Below are 22575 nucleotides of genomic sequence, written 5' to 3'. Positions count from 1 at the left end.
GCCCCCCTCATCTTTAAAATGGCAGTAAATAAGATAGAATGAGACCCCTATGGGGGTAATTTGAAAAATTAAGATTATATATTTGGGCTTACAAAATTTTTTCTAATTTTTAGTCATACCTTGTAGTACCCCTTTGTACTCTTTAGTGGTACAATCGAATTCTCTCAAGTATTGATACTATCGTATTCTTGTACATTTACACTACACTATAATTAGAACACTGTGGTTATAAATACATATTGCATTGTGAAGGTTATTCATCATATATGATCTAATAGTACATAACAGGACAATTTTAGTTTTATTAAAAATATCCTGTTATTTTCATGAAGCTATATAAAACTTGTAAACTTTTCTATTAACGATTAAATTATACTCATTTCGCCTTCATACTTCAACACTTTTTAACATAAATCATTTTAATAACTATTTTATAATTTTGATATAACTTTTAATTCACTATCAATAAAGACAGTAAAAACTGATGTATTTATGCCATGTTTAAAATTCATTTGAAAATAGTAGGATATTCATAAAAGTTAACTTACAAACCATTTAATTTTAACGAATTGTATAATAAATGATAAACAAAAGAGGTGGAAATTATGTAAATTTCCACCTCTTTTTCAGGTTATTAATATGAAATTTTTATAAAACACATAATTTTTTCCATTTATTTATTTACTATTAAACACCTAAACGTTCCATCAATAATTTAATTTGTTCACGTTGCTCTTCTAATTGTCCTTTTAAAGCAGCGTTTTCTTTTTCAAGATTTGTTACTTTTTCATCAAGAACAGTCATTGTACTAAGTGGAGCTTGTTTATAATTTTGTGCTGCTTTCGCATAGTCACTATCTTGACCTACACGTAAGGATACACCTAAATTAAACATATTTTCACTACCACCGAAAGAGCCACCAACACTGAACATTGTATCATCATTTGGACGATAGAACGCACCTACTGCTACTGCTTGTTTACTATGGAAAGTACCTACGCCAGCAGCCACAGATAATTTTTCATCCTCTAAGTATTCCATTGGATGAAGTGCTGCCATAGCAGCTGCATGAGCACCAATTGTATTCATGCGATTGCTTAAGTCACGTTTTACGCCACCTAATTGACCTACATTAACGGCATCAGTTGCTTCAATACCAGGTGCCACATTTTGAATGCGATTACCTTCAGCACTAATGCTGCCAGGAACATATTGACCATTTACTTCTTTGCCAGGTGTCACAACTAAGCCACCAGGTACATTTAAACCATCATTTAAGTTAGTTGGGCCACCATTGCTATTAGAAATACCTTGGTCATTAATAGTTACAACTGTATTGCCATCTTTGTCCTTCACTTCTACGCCATTAGGACCAAAAACTGTGGAGTTACCATTAGGATCTTTAGACGTTACACCATCAGGCTTAATTGTTGTAGAAGAACCATCTTCACCATTTACGGAGATACCATCTTTACCATTTGTAGAAATGCCATCTTTGCCAACAGTTGTAGCTGGTTTTCCATCATCCCCATTAACTACCATGCCATCGGAGCCAACAGTAGTACCAGGTTTGCCATCTTCACCTTTTACAGTAAGACCATCATTATTGATTGTAGTATTACCAGTTGTTACACTACCATCTTTACCAAGATTAATATCTTTAGCAAGTTTAACAGTTAATGTATCACTGCCATTAGAAACAACACCAATATTGTTATCAGTTAATTGTTCTTCATTGGAAATGCCACCATTGATAGTTAACTTTTGGCTTAATGCACGATGTGCTGTATCACCAGTGTCACTACCGAAGTCAAGACCAGCTTGTGCTACGGCTTGAAGGTCTTTAATTGTAGCTAAATTGCTCAAAGATGGGCCAGTTTTGTCTAATAGACCATCTTTACCTGGTTGACCATCTGCACCTGGAGTGCCACCAACAATGTCTTTAGCTTCTTGTTCAGTAATAGGTTTACTATTATCCTTATTATCTAGACCTAGGCCACTAGTATCAGCACCAGAACCTAAGGTAGACTCAACAGGCTTAGCACCATCTTTAGGGTTGCCATTTTCATCAACATCAGATGGGTTGTAATTCTTGCCATCATTGCCAGTTACAACTGGGTTGCCATTTTGGTCAACTTTAGTTAAATCACCAGCTGCACCTAATTTGCTTTCTAAGTCATTGATATCGCCTTTTAACTCTTCTTTAACAGCATGCAATTGGCTACCATTTACAGCATCTTTAGAAGAAGCACTTACATCACCATCTGCAACATTAGTAATTTTGTTACCGCCATTATTAAGGCCTTCATTAGTTAAGGACACAGATTTACTTGCATCACCATTGCTTGGTGTAATTGTAACGCCCGTGCCATCAACTTTAGTCGTAACACCATCTTTAGTAGTAGTTACACTACCGTCATTTAAAGTAATATCTTTAGCTAAACCAACTTCAATTGTGTTGCCATTGACTTTAGTTGTAATATTTTCATCGGCTCCAACGATATCAAAGCGATTTGTTTTACCTTCAGTGCCTTTGTCTACTGTAATGCCGGCAGCAGTAGAATTTTTATCTGCCCCCACCACAAAGCTTTCGAGCTTGCTATTAGCAGCTGTATTGGCATCACCAATTTGACCTGTTAAAGCCTCAGCAGTTTGTTTTAGATCACTTACATTGACTGCTGAATTAGGATTAGATTCATTAGCCGCATTCAATTTATCCGTAAATTGAGTTCCAGCTTTATCTGAAATAGCACTCTTCACATTGTCTATTGTTTGATTACCGGCCGAAATGCCATCATTAGTGAATTTTAACTGTTCAGAAATAGTTAAACCAGACGCATCAACTTTTGCTGCATTCGCGCCATTACCAAAGGATATCGAGCCAGCATCTGTTAAGTTTAATGTATTAGCTAAACCTATTTTAACCTGACGGCCTGCTATTTCTGTAGTAATGTTTTCATTAGCACCTAAAATGTCAAAACGTGTATTTTCTTTATCTACATCAATACCATTCGCTTGTGCTGCTGCATCTGTACCTACAGTAAATGTGTCAATTTTACTACCAGCAGCTGTATTTACATCGTCTTTTGTGGCAATGTTTGTTACAGTAAAATTTTCTCCATCATTACGATTAATAGTTAATGTATTACCAGTCATGCTGGCACCAGTAATATATTTATCGTGAAGACCTGTTACAGAAACTGTCCCTGTAGTACCATTTTGCTCTGTATTTAGAGTAATACTTCCTACTCCATCGTTACCATATGTAACTGTACCATCTACCAACTTTGTATCTGTATCAACAGAGTTTACAGTGTATTTAGTGTAGCCAAGAGATGTATCTGTATCCACCGTTACATTAGCGCCGGCAGCTACTTCTACTTTAGCTGCTTTTAATTGTGCTACATTAACTGCATCAGTATCTGCAGTACCAGCTGCTACATTAGTAATTTGTCGAGTTAGATTAACTCGACCAACAGATACAGCAGACATGCCCGATTTATATGCAGATAACAGGATTTCTTTATTTGTTTTTGCCTCTAAATATTCTTGGCTCTTTGGATCTGAATTCTGCATAGTAGCATTATACGCCTCTAAATCTGCTTCTCTACCAAGAACTTTTGCAATTGCAGCTTCATCATTTTCCATTACAGTTCCTGTTAATGGATTATATCCCATATAATTATTTGCGCGAGTTGCTTGAGAATATGTACCTAAAGCCACACCATGAGCTACACCTGCATTAGATTTATAACCAATAGCTACGCCTTGTGCAGCAGATACTTCACTACTACCACCAACAGCTGTAGCTTGTTTAGCACTTACTATACTGCCGCCACCAATAGCAGTGCCTTGTTCTGCATCTTTAGCTATCGCTAAATAGCCTACTGCAGTACCTGCCATAGAGTTTTTTATACTCGATTGACTACCAACACCTACAGCGTTCTGAGATTTATTAATGCTTGCCTTATTCCCCAATAATAAGCTAGATTGACCTTCTGTGATTGACGAAGAGGTACCAAGAAGTACTGCATTATTAGACGTATTAGTTGTTCCGCCCATGATTTTATTGCCTACACCAATAGCAGTTGCCTTTTTAGCTTTTAAACCAACATACGTTCCTCTACCAATAGCAATCGCACGATCGCTATTTGTTTTAATTTCAAAATCACTAGGGCTATCACTAGTGGCTCCCTCTTTTTTAGCACTCATACCAATACCAATAGAATTCACACCATTAGTCTGTGTATAAGTTCCTACAGCAATAGATTGCTGGCCAGTTGCTTTAGCCTGACTACCAGCAGCCACACCAAACACACCAGCAGATGTATTATAACCTAAGGCCAGTGAGCGAGCCGCACTTGCATCTGCCCTAGAACCAACTGCTAAAGAATATTCTCCAGCATGAGATGAGAACCCCACAGCAGTGCCTTGATGCCCATCAGCAATGCTATTTTGACCTACAGCCAATGTAGCAGCGCCACTAGCTTTAGCATCAGAAACACCTAAAGGCTGCGCATCTACAGCAGGATCAACGTCAATATATTTTAAACCAATATCAATATTACTGCCATCTTGATTTAACTTAATGCCACGTTCTGCACGTAATGTTACTGTATTACCATTTTTAATCTCTGTAGGTGTACCAACGGCAGTTGCTTCACTATCGCCAACAGTTGTAATAGAAGGAACTTTTGCAACACCAAGTGTCCACGATGAATCCCCTACAGCCGTTGTAACATCATCTTTTGTAGCAATATTCTCTACTGTAAAGTTTTCACCATCATTACGATTAATAGTTAATGTATTTCCAGTTAAGCTTGCGCCAGTAATGTATTTATCGTGAAGACCAGTTACAGAAACTTTTCCTTTAGTACCATCTTGCTCTGTATTTAGAGTAATAGAGCCTGTACCATTATCATTATATATAGCTGTGCCATCTACTATCTTCGTATCTATATCAACAGAATTAACTGTATATTTAGTGTACCCAGCAGTAGTATCTGTATCAACAGTTACATTACCCCCTGCTATAACTTCTACTTTAGCAGCCTTTAACTGTTTCACATTTACCGCATCGTAATCATCAGCACCACCAGCAACATTAGTGATACGACGACGATTTTCAGCTACACTAACATCACCAACTGTGTATTCTGCATTCCCAACAGAAATTACACCATTTTCAGCAGCAAACTCTTCCTCGGATAAATATGCTTTTGTTTTTAAATCCGTAGGAACAAACGCTAAAGAATTTTGACCTAAAGCAACAGAGTTATTAGATGCCACACGAGCTTGTTTACCAATAGCAATGCCATTCTTAACCTCACCAGTGCCATCAAGTGTACTAGTAATAGCATAAGAGCCAATAGCAATAGCATTATCACCGTAAGCACGAGCCCAATGACCAAGAGCTGTAGCTTCTAAACCATTAGCATTGGCTTGTTTACCCATAGCAGTAGCATAATGTCCTTTAGCTTTAGCTAGAACACCAATCGCCACATCATTAGTATCATGGGCTTCAGCACCTACACCAAGAACTGTATTCTGATAACCATAAGATTTTGCTGTGCTACCAATTGCAATAGAGTTCATATACTCTTGATTTTCTTTACCAGAAGAGGTGTCATTATCAACTATAGACAATGAATGATCTAAAACCCCCTCAGCTGGTGTGCCACCTTGCCCGTTTTTTTGCCAATATACGCCTCTTGTCCAATTGCAATACTATTAACACCTTGAGAAGCAACTGAAGATTTACGGCCAATTGCAACTGAGTCATCGGCATTAGCATGTGTTTGTGTACCTAGTGCAATTGATACTCCCCCAGCAGCATTTGCCTCTCGACCAATTGCCGTTGCTTGTTGACCACTAGCATTTGCCATATATCCTAGAGCTATAGTTTGATCATTTGTGGATTGAGCTCCATAACCGATTGCAGTGGCTGTAGTACCTGATACATTAGCATCAGAGCCCAGAGCTATACTCCAACTATCAGATGATCTTGCATTATTGCCTATAGCTATATCATACCAATTAGTGGCACCAGCTTTAGCACCAATAGCAATAGCACCAGTTTTAGTTGCACCTTTATTATCTTTGTTACTAGCTTCAGTAGAGTTTACTGAGAAGTATTGTACAGCCCCTAATTTATCTGTTACAGTTTTAGATAATGCTAAGTTCACAGATTGACCATCTTTAGCTACAGTCGTAGTAATATTACTATCACCATTAATAGCTAGTTGTTGGGACGCCAAGTTTACATTGCCAATAGCTGTTGCATCAGTTTTTAAATTATCACCAGTGACCTTTAAAGAAACATTTTTTAGCTGGGCTACATTGACTGCATCAGTATCAGCAAAACCAGCTGCAACATTTGTAATGTGGCGAGTTTTACCAGCTGTGGAGTTACCAACAGACACTGCACCTAGAGTAGACTTCCATGTTGCATCGTCTTCAGTAGAAGCTGCATTAGTAGCAGGATTATAACCTACTTGTTCGCCTGCTGCACGGTCTGTTTTAGCATATGAACCTAAGGCCACCGCTGTATCTATATTAGCATTTGTATAGCCACCAAGTACCATGGAGTCTTCTGCCGTTGCTGTAGCACTAGCACCAACAGCAGTTGCACTATCTGCTAATGTCATGGAATTATTACCAATAGCCACAGATGTGTCACCAATAGCAGTTGCATAAAGACCAGCAGCCACAGCACCTAAATTATGAGCAGTTGCACGAGATCCTAAAGCCGTCGCACCATAAGCATTACCATTACGCTGTTTCAATGATTCTACACTGTCTTTAGTTGGAACTACCGTATATGTACCATCGTCACCTTTTGTAATCGTTTTCGTTCCGCTAGAACCATCAGTAATAACAACTGAATCACCTGAATTTTCAGGTAATGCTGAAACCATAGCGCCAGTACCAACTACAGTTGCTTGATTAGTATCAATTACATTAGCATTATTACCTATTGCAATGCCACCATTACCACCATCAACTTTGGAACTTACTCCCATGGCAACTGCATTATTACCTGTGCGACCAGAACCATTCGATGCATTTTGAATTACTGCATCAAAGCCTACCGCTGTAGCAGATTTGGAAAGAGCTTTTGCTTGTGCCCCCATAGCTGTAGCAGCAACTCCAGTTGCATTTGTTTCATAACCAATAGCCATTGCCGCCATTGAATCTGTTGCAGTCGTTGCATCTTTACCGATAGAAATAGAACCAATTGAATTAGTAATAGCCTTTTTACCAATTGCTACTGTTTCATTCGTTTTACTCTTAGCGCCATCGCCTACGGCTACAGAACTCGAGCCTGTAGTCTCACTATCTCTCCCCAAAGCAATGGAATAGAATCCATGAGCATTTGCATTTAAGCCCATGGCAACATCTGCTGTATATTTAGCAACAGCTTTTGGGCCAATTGCTATTGAGTTCGCTCCATTGGCCCCTAAATTATCCTCATTACTACCTGTACCAGTTTCAGTAGATTTAATACTTACATACTGAAGTGCATCAGCATCTAATTTTCCATCTAACTGAGTATTTACAGCACTTAATTGTGTACTAATTTTATTATCAACAGCTAGGTCTAAGTCTTTTAACTGTCTTACATTAACTACATCTGTATCTTCAGTTCCTGCTGCAACATTCGTGATTTGACGTGTAATTTCATTAGTTTTACCAACGCTCACTGCACCATTAGTAGAAGTATATACAGATTTTGCAACATTGGCAGTCTGAGTTTTATTAGCTAAATAACCTGTTTTACCACTTGCTGTATCTGCCACGGTAGAAGAGCCAAGTGCTACCCCTTGCATAGCGGTTACCTTGCTCTGACTTCCTAAAGCAGTTGCCGCAAATTGAGAGGCCTCTGCCTCATAACCAATCGAAAGAGCATTTAATCCTGCTTTAGAATTCGTTCCAACTACTACAGAACTTCTATTCCCTTCTGTACCATATCCAATAATTGTTGAACCTGCCCCATTATTTTTGCTATTAGAGCCAATGACTACATCACTAATATTTTTAGTTGTTGCACTACTCCCTATAGCAATACCGCCCAATGCTGCATTAGCGCTTTGTCCGACGGCAACACCGCCAACAATTATTTCATTACTTCCCTCCTTACCAATACCAGCTACTGCCTCTTTACCAATAGCTACACCACCTGCTACTGCTTGTGCACCATTACCTAGCACGCTACTACTGCCGCTAGCCTTCGCACCTATACCAATTGCATTACTCGAAGTGGTTGCTTGTGCATTAGTACCAATTGCAACACTTTCATGAGTCGCAGAAGAGCCTTCACCTAAAGGTAATGATTCAGCTGGATCTGCGGCACTTACTGAATACATAGATAATCCAACAGTCCCCATCAATGTGGCAGCAATTAATTTAGATAATAAACGCTTATCTGTTTTAGATTTCATGTTTCTTCCTCTCATAACCTAACGAATTACTTAGTCCTATTTTATATAAATCTTGAGGTTAATATACTATGTATTTCATAAAATAGAACTACACACACATATTATCAAAGATTATATATTTTATAGCATCCGCCTCCTTATAAATAATAAGACTTCATAATGTTTTAATTTAAAATAGCTCAAAGAGAGCCAAATAACTATTATAAGGAAAAGTATTTCATGAAATATGGCTTAATATAACTACTAACCTGAATTAAAATTAATCGTTTTTTCATACTCATCCTTATTTATCATAATCCATAAATCAAATATCAGTTAATAACCTATGCTTATAATTCATATCTAAGTATCCCTATACAATAGACATTCTTTAATCAAACATCATACAATATTCATTAAATCCTATATAAAGTTAGAGTATACTTATAACTACGCTATTTTAATATTATATTTATATCCATCACTGTTTACACGGATTGTTAATTTTAAACTTTCTGTTTAATTAACACTATTCCTCCTATTTAATAACAAAACAGGTAGCAGACCTTTCAGTCTACTACCTGTTTATTTATATCTATTCTTTATATCTTTACAATTTTATGTTGCATATTTAGTTTATAGTGTATTTACTATTTCATTTAGCTTTTATTGTACATGAGTCAGAAAGACGTTTGAACGTATAAAGTTCAATACTCTCCTAGCATATCCTCGGTACTTGGTCTTCCCCTAATTCATCTAACAGGCGAATTCCACCCAAGGTTGTTTTCAAGCCTACTTTGCCTGCATTCGTCCCTATAACTTCACCAATGCATGCTGCTTCTTGTCCATAGATATTATTATGTAAAATATCTAGCACTTCTTCTACAGCCTCCGCTTCAACTACAAAGACGGCCTTACCTTCATTTGCTAAATATAGCGGATCATAGCCTAGTATGCTACATACCGACTGCACTTCTTCGTGGATAGGTAAATTAACTTCATCGACGCGAATGCCTACCTGAGCCTGACTAGCAATTTCATGCAAGGTAGTAGCTAGACCACCACGCGTAGGGTCACGCATGAGCGCTACCTTAGAGCCAACTTTCTGCAATACGCTTTGTACCATGTGGTTTAAAGGTGCGCAATCAGTTTTTATAGATGGTGGCAAGGATAGTTCATAGCGACTGCCCATCACGGCAATAGCATGGTCCCCAATAGAGCCAGAGAGTATAATTTTCATTCCTGGTTTTACAAGGCTCGGATCTATATGAATGCCTTCCCCAATAATACCAACGCCTGAAGTATTAATATATAGCCCATCAACAGCGCCTTTTTCTACCACTTTTGTATCTCCAGTTACAATGGATACACTAGCTTCTTTTGCCATCTCTTCCATAGTGGTAAGTACAGTTTCCAAAGGCTTAATTGGCAAGCCTTCTTCTAAAATAAGCCCACAGCTTAAATATAAAGGAACGGCCCCATTCATAGCCAAATCATTGACTGTGCCACAAACTGCCAATTTACCAATATTACCACCAGGAAAGAAATGTGGGGTCACTACATATGAATCAGTTGTAAATGCCATACGCCCTTTGGGGATTTCAAACTGCGCCCCATCATGTAACTTGGCTAATACTTCATTTTTAAAATGTGGCATAATATGACGCTCCATCAACTCGTGACTAAAACGCCCACCATTGCCATGGACTAAACGTATTGTCTCTTCCATACAAGCTCCTTACTTCTCAATAGCTAATTTCCATAGCCAGTTTCACGACCTTACTCTTCCCAAGTAAGTCCACCGCTAGCGCGACCATATTTGTACCACGCAGCACAGCTACCCTCTACAGATACCATACAGGCACCTACTGGATGGTCAGCAGTACAAAGCGTACCAAACAATCCGCATTCATCAGGGCGAATTAAACCTTGTAAAACGCGGCCACATTGACAACCTTTAGGGGCGCCACCACTTTCAATGGGGTCTAAAGGAATCATACGCTCCGCATCATAGGCTGCATATTCGCCTTTAAGGCGAAGGCCTGAATTTGGAATAACACCAATACCGCGCCAAGTATCATCTATGACCTCATATAATTCATCCATCAGTTTAATCGCAACAGGATTCCCTTTTTTAGCTACCACTGATTTATATTGATTTCCTACATGAAGCTGACCGCTTTTACGCTGCTCTAATATATCGCGTATAGCCGCTAAAATTTCCAAGCCATCAAAGCCAGCAATACATGAAGGCATTTTACATTCTGTAGGCAAGAATGCATAAGGTTCTTCACCAATAATAACACTTACATGGCCTGGTAAAATAAAGCCATCTAAACGTCCTTCCTTTTGATTAGACAAGGCCCGCAAAGCAGGTGGTACCAATTTATGAGACACGAGGAAGAATACATTTTTAACGCCACTCATAGCCACCGCTTTCACTGCTGCAGCAATGACCGCAATAGTAGTTTCAAAACCAATAGCTAGAAATACAATCATTTTATCTGGATGAGCTTTGCCCAATTCAATAATTTCTAAAGGACTATAAATAATATGCACATGGGCACCGCGACTCTTAGCTTCCCACAAATTGCTCTCTGTGCCTGGCACCTTTAACATATCGCCAAAGGACGCTACTATGACATTATCCATAGCTGCATAAGCTAATGCTTTATCCATATACGATTGGTCCGTTACACAAACAGGGCATCCTGGGCCACTCACTAATTCAATGCCCTTAGGCAATACTTGGCGAATACCTTCTCTAAATATGGCCACTGTATGTGTGCCACACACTTCCATCAAGCGTACAATTTCACCTTCTGTATGAAGGTCTCGTATATCCTTAAGCAGTTCTTTAGCGATCTGCGTTTTTTCCTGCAAAGTAATCTTGTTCAAGTTCTTCTAGCTCCTTAAAGGCTTCCATAGTCGCCTTTGCTTCTTCTTCATCAACTACTTGCACTGCGCAACCGGCATGTACAAGAACGAAATCACCGACTTTGGCCTCTGGCACCAACATGAGATTTACATCTCGTGTTACACCGGTCAATTCAATAGTTCCAATGAATTCATTCACTGCCACTAATTGGGCTGGAACAGCTAAACACATATTACATGCCTCCTAACTTCTGATGGGCTAGCCAAAGTTGCCCCAAGGCTAAACCGCCATCATTTGCTGATACCTCTTTAGGTCTCAATACTTCATGTGCCTCATTATGAAGCACTATACCTCGAACAAGGCGATGATTCTGAAATACGCCGCCACTTAAAACGACTTTTTTTATTCCGTAAATACCACATAAATGGTCCATAACTTCACTAATACCATAAGCCAAAGTGCGATGGAACGAAGCCGCTAACACACGCTTGGATACACCTTGCTCCATTTGATCAATAAGACAGGCAATAGCTGGCGCAAAATCGAGTTCCTTACCAGTATAGGTAAATTCTAACAAATTACCGCGCTCACCATAGGCTAATTGCTCTAAGCCCATAGCCACCTGTCCATCAAAAGAATGGCTATAGCCTAGGCCAAGCAAAGATCCTACGGTGTCAAATAAACGGCCACCACTGCTAGCCTTAATCATCGACACACCTTTTACAAGATTTGTCTGTAAATCTACTATTTTACTTGATTCGCGCAAAGGTCCTTCTAATTTACTATCATCCTTTGCCTCTTGATGTTTTTTATACGTTTTTAATTGCTCTATAATAACTTGATCGAGTAATTTCCATTGTGAAGGCAATCCTTTTATCCAAGGCTCCAGTACAGCTGGAATATCATGGCCATATAGATAGCGTAAATACCATAGTGCTTGGCGCCAGGGTTCACGAGCTGCCACCTCACCACCAGGCATAGGGACTGAAGTAATATGAGCTAAGCGCTTCATACTAGCTCCTTGGCATAATAAGAATTCACCGCCCCAAATAGTGCCATCTGTACCATAACCAGTGCCATCAAAACAGATGCCCAATACTGGCTCAGTCACATTATACTCAGCCATTACCGAAGCAATATGCGCATGATGATGTTGTACTTCTATATAAGGAATATTATAAATGGAGGCATATTCCTTCCCATACTGGGATGAATAATAGTTAGGATGATAATCACCCACTACTGCCGCTGGAGTAATACCGAATAAGTCAGTGAAGCGATTAATATTATGACGAAGTGATTCATTCATAGCCCTATTTGCTAAATCGCCAATATGAGGGCCCATCAAAATATCCTCGCCTCGATTTAAGGCAAAGGCATTTTTTAAATCGCCTCCCATGGCTAGTACCGACTGCTTCCCCTTATTGGGTAAATTCACAGTAAAGGACGTAGGTACATATCCACGGCTACGACGAATGAAATGAGGTGTTTCCTCTATAATTTGTACGACGGAATCATCTACTGAAGATACAATAGGACGATTATGTACTAAAAATGCATCAGCTACATCGCCTACTTCCTCAAAAGCTCGTTGCTCCTCATAAATCACAGGGTCACCACTGCGATTACCACTGGTCATAACCCAAATGGCTCCTTTAGGCAACAATACATAGTGAACAGGTGCATAAGGTAACATAATACCAATATAGTTATTTTGAGGCACTACTTCATCCCAAGCCACCGCCCCTTCAGCGCGCTGAGGAACTAATACGATAGGCCGTTCTGGTGATGTAAGTGCATCAATAGCTGCATCAGACAAAACGCCAATAGTTTCTGCGGTCTCCAAGGAGTCGACCATAACGGCTAAAGGCTTTTTAGGACGATTCTTGCGCGCCCGTAAACGAGCTACAGCCTCTTTATTAGTAGCATCACAAGCCAAGTGATAACCACCAATGCCTTTTATGGCAATGATTTCACCAGCCTCAATGCGACGTCTCGTCTCACTAAATATAGCTGCTTCATACTGCCTATTTTGCTCCGTAGCACTGGAATGCACTGCACCATTAGCTACTGAAGATGACTCACTATTACCTACTGACGATTCATCATGTAGATCATCAGTTTCAAATGTCACATGCTGAACTGCTAGCCCCTCTAAAGTAGGTACTACTGCATCATCAGCCGTCACCAAACGGTAATGTGGGCCACACACGGCGCAAGCATTAGGCTCTGCATGATAGCGACGATTTGTTTCATCGCTATATTCTTTAGCACAGGGCTCACACATCTGAAACGCTTTCATAGATGTAAACTTACGATCATAAGGAACTTGCTCTACTATAGTATAGCGAGGACCGCAATGGGTACAATTTATAAAGCTATAGTTATGACGCCGATTATTCGGGTCACGCAATTCTTTTATACACGCCTCACAAGGTGCTGTGTCTGCTCCAATAAAAGTAGCTGGTACAGTACCTTCTGGGGATGGGGCAATAACAAACTCAGACTCCTCCAGCACCACGCTCAAAGTATTGACTTCTGCGGAGTCAATACGACAAATGGGAGCTTTACAAGTTTCTAACAAAGGGATAAATTGACTCAAATTCTCTGGTGTACCTTGAATTTCTGCATACACACCTTCACTATCATTGAGCACCCAACCAGTCAAATCTAGTTCACGAGCAATTATAGCCACAAGGGGGCGAAATCCAACCCCTTGCACGATGCCCGTAAATCGTATACCTTGTCTCTCCATGCATAATCCTTTCCGATTACTTCTCATACAATGAGTTCACACTTGGAAAGTTAAATCAGTAAAATACATTACTGCGCCAGCCTTTAGTAAAACTCACGCCTATCAACTACATCCAATTATGTTGCTTACGCTCTTGGAATGCTGGATCTTCTTTTGGCACTACACCTTGCTCACGCAATTCATCTAGTTCAGCTTGAATCATAATAGCGCATTCAATGCGTTTCTTCTGAAGTTCACAGCCCAATGCATATGGTTCATGGATAGTGCCGCTGAAGGTTTCATTATTAGCATGGCAACCACCAGAGCAGAAGAATTTAGCCCAACAAGCTGCACAAGTTGGTTTTGTAAATACATGCGTATTGCGGAATTCTCGTGGAATATCAAAATTCTTAAGTCCTTCATACACATTGCCTAGTACATAGCCTTCACGACCTACGAATTGATGACATGGATAAATGTCCCCATTTGGTACAATCGCCATATACTCATGACCAGCACCACAACCGCGTAGACGTTTCGCCATACATGGACCTCGATATAAATCCATGCGGAAGTGGAAGAAGTTGAACTTCTCACCCCAGCCTTCTTTTTGGCGCTCTAAGTATAAGTTAGCTAATTTTTCATATTCTTTCATAAGAGCTGGTAAGTCTTCATCTCGAAGCACATATTCGCCTTCTTCACCTACTACAGGCTCCATAGAAAGATGCTCAAAGCCTAAATCAGACATGGCAATAACATCTTTAGTGAAATCTAAATTATTGTGTGTATATGTACCACGCGCATAATACTCTAAGCCATTACGCTGTTTAACTGCATTGACTAAGTTCTTAGCTACTGTCTTATACGTATCAGTGCCGCCAGCGCTAGGACGCATGTGATTATGAACTTCTTCACGGCCATCAATAGATAGTACCATGCTCAATTTATGTTCATTTAAATAATCAATTTTTTCCTGCGTCAAGAGCATACCATTCGTAGTCATAGTCATTTTAAAAATCTTACCATGCTTCTCGCCTTGCTCTTCCGCATACTCAATGGTCTGCTTTACTACATCCCAGTTCATGAGAGGTTCGCCGCCAAAGAAGTCAATTTCTAAATGCTTACGAGGACCACTCCTGGAAATTAAAAAGTCCACGGCACGCTTAGCTACATCAAAGCTCATCATTTCGCGTTTTACTCCGCCGTAATCGCCTTGGCTAGCAAAACAATACTTACATGCTAAGTTACAATCATGAGCAATATTTAAGCAAAGAGCTTTAACGATAGGCTCTTCAGATGCTACCAATTTAAAGTCCTCAGACATAGGCGCATAGAGCATTTCGTCTTTAATTAATTGATCTAATTCATCGAGCAACTCATCAATTTCAGCAGCTGTTTCCACCCCATCAAGGGCTTCATGAACCGCCTCACGATTAGTGCCGTCATAAATATCTAATACTTTATCGGTAAATTCATCAATCACGTGAATGATGCCACTATTAACGTCCAAGCAAAAGTACTTATCTTTTAACTTAAATTTATGAATCATAGGTTTTAATTCTAACATGGTACCTCCATATCTTTACTAGTTCTTACTAAGTTATATTATACTACATTTATCAGTTTTTATCTTACAAAAAAGGTTATATCATATATGTCACAAAAGTATATTAAAAAGCCCGATGACAGCGCATCGGGCTCACTTACTAAATTTTTATTTCTGTTTGCAAACTTGGTTACCAACAGTGCAGCTTGTTTTGCAAGCAGATTGGCAAGAAGTTTGGCATTCGCCACAACCACCAGTTTTTGCAGTTTTTTGTAAAGATTCAGTATTAATTGTACGAATTCGTTTGGACATGTAAGTCGACCTCCTTTACCTTGCTTCGTGTTTCATGTGTGAATATTTTACCATAACTTATTCCTTTTCGGCAAGTGCTAAGGCGAATAAAAGTCCGCCACCATGCCTATTGATAAGGATTTTTATATTTATATTTTTCGATATTTTATTCACCAATTCTTAAACAATTTATTCAAAATTATTTAGCTAAAGCCTCTTTTAAGGTGGCTAAATTTTTCTCCATAATAGTTAGATAATTGTCACCTGATTTCATCTGGTCTTCTGTAAGTCCTTCCACAGGATTTAAAGTGTAAATAGTAACGCCTGTTTCCTTACCAATAGCATTGGCAAGCTTTGGATTGACTAACGCTTCACTGAAAATAACTTTGATTTGATTGGATTTAATAAAATCAACTAAATTAGCCATTTTCTCTGGTGTTGGTTCTGCATCAGGAGATAAGCCCATAATGCCTTTTTGTTTAAAACCATACTGATCGGCTAAGTAGCCAAAAGCTTCATGGGTGACAACTAAATTTTTATTGCTAATACTTGCAGCAAATGCTTTATATGATGCATCTAAGGCCTGTAATTTTTCCTTATAAGCTTTACCATTTGCTTCATAATATGCTTTATTACTTGGGTCGACTTCACTAAAAGCAGCTACTACTGCATCGACTTCTTTCATTACATTTTCTGGATTAAGCCAAATATGAGGATCTACTGAGCCTGCTTCATGGCTATGACCTTCGTGACTATGCCCATCATGGCTATGTCCCTCTTCATGATTGTCTTTTTTTGTATCCTCTTTATGATCCGCCTTTGCGTCCTGATTAACATCGTGAGACTCATGACCCTGTCCATCATGAGTATGTCCTTCATGACCATCTTCGTCATGGCTAGCCTCATCTTCGCCTACATAACGCAAATTTACAAACTGAGCTAATTCCACAGGTTTTGCTTTTTGCAAAATATCAGCAGTTAATAATTTTTCAGTTGGTTCTAAACCGGCACCATTATAAAGAAATACCTTAGCTTTACCTATACTTTTTAAATCACTGGCAGTAGGCTCCCAATCGTGCGGCTCTGCTCCCGGCGGTACAAGTAGTTTTACATCTACTTTATCGCCACCTACAGCCTTCGCTACATCATACGCAGGATATACAGTAGCCACTACCTGCATTTTATCGCTATCACTACTACCATTAGTGCCACAACCAGCAATTCCTAATACACCTAATACAGCTAAGCCCAGCCGGAGCCCCTTCTTTACATTAAACATAAACTCATCCTTTCTCCAACAACTAAATCAATAGCTAATCCATTACTAACAAAATGTAGGCCACATGGCTACGCTCAAATTCATTCTCTAACGCCAGCTATATTCATGTACTAACACCTGGTTGCACACTAACATTTATCAGATTCATATACTAACACCTGTTTAATTCATACGTTAACACTTGTGCTCTGCTCTTACATACATACTTTTAAAGAGCACTTTATTTTACATATAAAAACTTATTCATATGTCCATATATGCATTTTACATATTAAAAAGCCCCGACGCTTGTCGGGGCTTCACTTTATAACAAAGAACTCTATTACAATACTATCTGTAAGTTTTTTACCGTATTATTTTTTAAGTTTAGCCCGTAAAGCCAATACAATGGGAGTCCCTACAAGAACAGCTCCCAAAGCTTCAATAGGTCCATGCACAATAGCCACGCCTAACACAATATTAAGAACATTTTCTACTGGCCAATTATTAACTTGTGCATAAGGTTCTGCATAAATGATATAAATTAAGCCCATTACCATAATAGTGTGCATGATAGTAGCAATAAAGAAGGCTAATACTGTGCGAATAATATTGCTCTTTAGCGGCAATAGTTTAAACACATAGTACGCAATAGGCCCGATTAACATGCGCGGTAATACGGACACAATAGGATTTAAAAAGGCAAATGACATAACATTGGGAGCCATAATATTTTGAACAATGCTATAGCCACCAAAAATCATCCCCACTACCATACCTACGCGCGGTCCTTCTACTAAAGCACCAATTAAAGTTGGAATATGTAAGATCGTAAAATTAATAGGTGGAATCCGGATAAAGCCTAAGCCCGTTACACCTAAAATAACAGTAATGGCTGCTAATAAGCCGACCACTGTTAATTGTCTCACATTAAACCGCTTGCGCCCATAAGGTGAAGGCTGTGCAGTTTTCTTTAACACTTGATTGTTTTCCATGTTCAGTTCCTCCGTTCTTATTCCTCAAGGATATAAGTCGAATAAAAAAATAGATGGTCTATCTTGCTATTTTTGTTCTGTTCACTCGATACAGACTGTTATAGGCTAATAAACCATCTATTATAATAAATTATTACATTCTTACTGTCAAGATTGTAGTCATTTTAATTACAAACTGACTTATTTTGTCACGCTTTTAACGCTTTTTACGCGCTTTCTTAGCTGCCTGTTTTGCTTTTTTAGCTTCCTCAGCAGCTCGCACATCATCAGATTCCGGCACATTGGTTTTCATAACATCTTCTACTTTAGTGCGCACAATCTCTTCTTGCGATTTAAAGCGCCCTTGTAATTTAGTCAAACCAGATTCAACACCTAAACCAATACCATTAGCAATGCCAATAATAATGAGCTGAATTAGTGCTGGCGACACATATACCAATGGATTTCCTCTAAAAGCTGGGAAAATTAAGTCCGCCGAATTTCTCACAAACTCTGGTAGCCAACCACCGGCAAAAATATGTCCATTAATGGCAAGCCACACAAAAGCAGTAATTAAAATTCGCAATAAGCGGAATGCTTTACGCACTTCATGACGAGGGAATAAATAAAAGGCAATAGAACCCATCGTACAAACTACTAATAAAAGAATAAAGAGATTTAGCGTATCTAAAATCATAGCCTGTGTTTCTAAGGATACACTTAGGCCACCTAAATTCATAAATAAAATATCCCCAATGAGAAGCATTGGAATCGGTAATGCATATACAGCAATATCTAAGGTTTCATCCAGCCAAGGATTAATGCGTGGGCGCTTAAAGAATAAAGCTAATACAGCTGCCGTAAGAGACATTCCAATATAGCCAAGCAAGAAGATACCAAACCATAGAAGGAGCAATTCCCCTAATGTTTGCCCAGGCATTTGAAGTGGCGCTACGCGCTCACCCATGTAAAAGAAAATAACCCAACCAAACCAGCTATAAAAATATAAACCACCACGCCATGGATACTCTACATATGGCTTTAAACGCTCTTGACGACGTAGCCAAAATGGCATAAACAAAGCTAACGCCACATACAATGGAATCCCTACGAGCATGCCGCCCACGGCCATAGCAATAATAGAAACAGGAACTACAACTAAAGCCCCCAAAAGAGTCATACGCAATAAATTTTTCAACTTAGTTCCCCTTTCTAAGGATACGCGTCAAACCATAACTAATAGATAAAGATAATACCACTTGAACGTACATAACTACAATAAACGCTATATCACGACCAATGGTAGGTAAATTCCACAAAAAAGAAAAATCCCCTACAAAGAATGATTTATATGTTAAAACTTGCACGCTGAGCCAAGCCACTACATATAAAACGCGCCCAATACGCAATTCCTTCGGACCAAAACCACTTCGCTTAGAAGATAAGTAAAATAGTGGAATGCAGATGGATAAGACTAAATAGCTTACCAGTGCCACAGTGGCACTCGATCCATTATGTATAGTATAAGCACCGAGAGGTACTAAAATAATAAAAAAGCTCATATATAAAGTACGCACCATAATATCGGCAAGAACTTTCATGGACTAACCTCCTAGTAAATCAACTCAATAGCTTTATTCTACTATAGGTAGGCTTAAAACTCAATAAAAAATCCCCTAAAGCTAGCTTAAACTAGCCTTAGAGGACTTTATAACTTATTATTTTTTATTTCCTTCTGGCAATAATGGAGTCATACTGCGTAAACCAATGCCTAAAGTAAATAAATTGTGCATCCATGCTGTTGTACTTGGTGTAAGTACTTGGAATAAACCAAGCCCTACTAAGCCACCATTAACACCAACAATGGAATTGTAATTAAACTGAATGCGGTCCATAAGCTTCATAGCAATGCGACGAAGGTCAACAATGCTAGTTAAGTCATCAGAAGAAACGGTTACATTGGCAATTTTTTGCGCAATTGGCGCCCCTTCATTCATGGCCACACCTACATGTGCTTCTGATAAAGCTGGGGAATCATTGATTCCATCGCCTACCATCATCACAGTATAGCCTTCACTTTTAGCTTGTTTTACATAGGCCGCTTTGTCGCCTGGCAATACTTCGGCATGCACTTCATCAATGCCAATTTCTCGCGCTACACGCTCTGCATTGCGCTTACTATCACCAGTCATCATGACAATTTTCTTCACGCCTAATTCGTGCAATTCTTTTACCACTTGCGCCGCTTCATCACGCACAGGATCCTTTATGCACAGCACAGCTGCTAAACGACCGCTAATGGCGAGATATAAATGGGAGGAGGAGTCTGGTAAATTATTAAATTTATCCATTTCATCTGGCGGAATGACAGTCTTTTCATCTTCAAAGATAAAATGAGCACTGCCAATACGACATTTACGATTCCCCACTTTAGAAGCAATTCCATGAGCTACGATGTACTCTAGCTTGGAAGAATGTTTTTCCTTATGTGGTAGATTATGTTGTTCCGCTGCATTCACCACAGCTTTCGCCATAGAGTGAGGGAAATGCTCCTCTAAACAAGCGGCTAACATGAGCATATCATCAGGGTCATTGCCTTCAAATGTAATAATTTGTTCAAATACGGGCTCAGCCTTAGTCAAAGTACCTGTTTTATCAAATACCACTACATCAACTGCAGCAATTTGTTCTAAGAACTTACCGCCCTTTACGGTAATACCACGCTTGGAGGCTTCTTCCATAGCAGACAATACAGCTAGTGGAATGCTAAGCTTTAAGGCGCAAGAGAAATCAACCATCAAGAAGGATAAAGCTTTCATCGTATTGCGCGTTAATAAATACGTAAGTACTGTACCAGCAAAGCTAATAGGCACTAATTTATCGGCCATACGGAAGGCTTTTTGCTCCATCCCTGATTTCATCTGTTCGGACTCTTCAATGAGAGTTACAATTTGTTCATAGCGAGAGGATTTAGAATTACCACGTACTTCGATAACACAAGAACCTTCATCGACTACAGTACCAGCATATATAGAAGTACCTTCATCGCGACGAACCGGCTCTGGCTCACCAGTCATGGAGCTTTCATTAACAAGTACGACGCCCTCTACAACAACGCCGTCTAAAGGAACGACTTCGCCTTGACGTAAAACGACTTGGTCTCCTTCTTGCACTTCAGCCACTGGGCGACTTACTTCTACACCATCCACCTTTACCCAGACTTTGTCTACATTTAAAGACATACTTTCTGCTAGGTTTAAAACAGACTTGCGAAGGGTCCACTCTTCAAGGGTTTCACCAATGCCTAATAAGTACATAATAGCACCAGCCGTAGAGAAATCGCCGCGGAGCATTGATACAGCTATAGCTACTCCGTCAAGAACTTCAACTGTTAGCTTGCGATGCCATAACATAGTAATAGCTTGTTTTACAAATTTTACTGCACTTACCCAATTCCATGCCATCCTAACTGGCATTGGCAATAATACGCGTTTACCAATGTATAATAAGGTCTGACCAATCATGGATTCACGATACTTGCGATTCACAAGTCGTGGGGAATATTCAGTCAATGCAGGGGCCGCTGTTAAATCGAGTTGACGAAGTCCTAAGATAGCATCACGCACGGCCATTTCATTGCCATTGTGAGTGATGATTAAATCGCGGGAGCGAGTAAAGAACTTGGCTTTACTAATAGCCGGATTCTTCATTAACTCATCTTCTACATAAGCAGCTTGTGCATCGTCAAATAACCATCCGGATACCTTTACGTGAAGTCGTTTCGATAATCTTTGACTAACCGAAAACTTCAGCATTATTTTTCTTCACTCTCTTCCACTTCTAATAAAGCGTCTTCTTCACGACGTTTTTCATTAATTTCTTGTGCATCAGCTAAAATGCTATCGCTAGAAGCTTGTACTTTTTCTGCTGTTTGCATAATGCTGTCTTTAGCGCGAATGCCAGCAGCTACTACATTAGCATACACTTTTTTAGCGTCTTTGCTAGTTAACACTTTTAAACCAACTGTACCAAGAGCTAAACCTGCTGCAAATAAATTAGCGTTTTTTACTTTTGTTTTGTCTACTTTAAACATACTAGATCCAACCTTTCTCCGGGGAATTAAATGTAATAAAACTGTAAAACACAATTGTATAAAAACAGCCAAGGATCAAAGAATATTGAACCTTGGCTACTTTTGCCCTATCTCATATGATATATCTTACATCATGTAATTAACTATCTTTGCTGTGCGTATGCACTAGATTATAGCTGTATTAAGCCTTTTTATTTGTCATGGCACCACTGCAGCAACCACAACCAGTGCCTTCAGTGTTCATGGTGTTTTTACCACCTTTACCACCGCAGTCACAACTACAACCGCCTTTGCCAGACATAGTCTGATAGGCTTTGCGGGCGACAAACAATACAGCAATTAATCCGATGAGATAAACTATTAGGTTCTCCATTATCATAC

General features: G+C 39.2%; 15 protein-coding genes. All 15 read right to left on the bottom strand.

Annotation, left to right across the window (positions count from 1 at the left end):
• Positions 1-687: 687 nt before the first annotated feature.
• On the bottom strand, positions 688-5646 hold the full coding sequence (locus tag QZR90_RS04815; protein ID WP_295789374.1) for a YadA-like family protein: 4959 nt from the start codon (positions 5644-5646) through the stop codon (positions 688-690).
• Positions 5647-5654: 8 nt separating this feature from the next.
• Positions 5655-8441: a hypothetical protein gene (locus tag QZR90_RS04810; RefSeq protein ID WP_295789372.1), complete on the bottom strand. Its 2787-nt coding sequence runs from the start codon at positions 8439-8441 to the stop codon at positions 5655-5657.
• Positions 8442-9138: 697 nt separating this feature from the next.
• On the bottom strand, positions 9139-10149 hold the full coding sequence (hypE, locus tag QZR90_RS04805) for a hydrogenase expression/formation protein HypE (RefSeq protein WP_295789371.1): 1011 nt from the start codon (positions 10147-10149) through the stop codon (positions 9139-9141).
• 50 nt (positions 10150-10199) lie between these two features.
• Positions 10200-11318: a hydrogenase formation protein HypD gene (hypD, locus tag QZR90_RS04800; protein WP_295789369.1), complete on the bottom strand. Its 1119-nt coding sequence runs from the start codon at positions 11316-11318 to the stop codon at positions 10200-10202.
• Positions 11278-11529 carry a HypC/HybG/HupF family hydrogenase formation chaperone gene (locus QZR90_RS04795; RefSeq protein WP_295789367.1) on the bottom strand — a complete coding sequence of 84 codons (252 nt, stop codon included), beginning with the start codon at positions 11527-11529 and terminating at the stop codon, positions 11278-11280. The genes hypD and QZR90_RS04795 overlap by 41 nt, the downstream gene beginning before the upstream one ends.
• Position 11530: 1 nt before the next feature.
• Positions 11531-14053: a carbamoyltransferase HypF gene (hypF, locus tag QZR90_RS04790; RefSeq protein ID WP_295789365.1), complete on the bottom strand. Its 2523-nt coding sequence runs from the start codon at positions 14051-14053 to the stop codon at positions 11531-11533.
• Positions 14054-14159: 106 nt separating this feature from the next.
• A complete protein-coding gene (gene scfB / locus QZR90_RS04785; RefSeq protein ID WP_295789363.1) occupies positions 14160-15599 on the bottom strand; it encodes a thioether cross-link-forming SCIFF peptide maturase in 1440 nt (479 codons plus the stop codon).
• A 147-nt stretch (positions 15600-15746) separates the two neighbouring features.
• Entirely contained in the window at positions 15747-15890 is a 144-nt protein-coding gene (gene scfA / locus QZR90_RS04780) for a six-cysteine ranthipeptide SCIFF (protein WP_009353042.1), read from the bottom strand.
• A gap of 178 nt (positions 15891-16068) precedes the next feature.
• On the bottom strand, positions 16069-17148 hold the full coding sequence (locus tag QZR90_RS04775; protein WP_295789361.1) for a metal ABC transporter solute-binding protein, Zn/Mn family: 1080 nt from the start codon (positions 17146-17148) through the stop codon (positions 16069-16071).
• A gap of 353 nt (positions 17149-17501) precedes the next feature.
• Positions 17502-18122 (bottom strand): ECF transporter S component, encoded by a 621-nt coding sequence (locus QZR90_RS04770; protein ID WP_295789360.1) that lies wholly within the window; start codon positions 18120-18122, stop codon positions 17502-17504.
• Between the two features lie 196 nt (positions 18123-18318).
• Positions 18319-19299: a hypothetical protein gene (locus tag QZR90_RS04765; RefSeq protein ID WP_295789358.1), complete on the bottom strand. Its 981-nt coding sequence runs from the start codon at positions 19297-19299 to the stop codon at positions 18319-18321.
• Between the two features lies 1 nt (position 19300).
• Entirely contained in the window at positions 19301-19702 is a 402-nt protein-coding gene (locus QZR90_RS04760) for a hypothetical protein (RefSeq protein ID WP_295789356.1), read from the bottom strand.
• Positions 19703-19819: 117 nt separating this feature from the next.
• Entirely contained in the window at positions 19820-21916 is a 2097-nt protein-coding gene (locus tag QZR90_RS04755) for a heavy metal translocating P-type ATPase (protein ID WP_295789354.1), read from the bottom strand.
• Positions 21916-22194, bottom strand: a complete 279-nt coding sequence (locus tag QZR90_RS04750) for a DUF6110 family protein (RefSeq protein WP_295789352.1) — start codon at positions 22192-22194, stop codon at positions 21916-21918. The genes QZR90_RS04755 and QZR90_RS04750 overlap by 1 nt, the downstream gene beginning before the upstream one ends.
• Before the next feature lie 181 nt (positions 22195-22375).
• On the bottom strand, positions 22376-22567 hold the full coding sequence (locus QZR90_RS04745) for a FeoB-associated Cys-rich membrane protein (RefSeq protein WP_295789351.1): 192 nt from the start codon (positions 22565-22567) through the stop codon (positions 22376-22378).
• Between the last annotated feature and the right edge of the window lie 8 nt (positions 22568-22575).

It is taken from the genome of uncultured Veillonella sp., from assembly GCF_900545795.1.
Lineage (GTDB): Bacteria > Bacillota > Negativicutes > Veillonellales > Veillonellaceae > Veillonella_A.
Note: the sequence above shows the minus strand (reverse complement) of the source record. Positions and strands in the feature narration are given on the sequence as shown.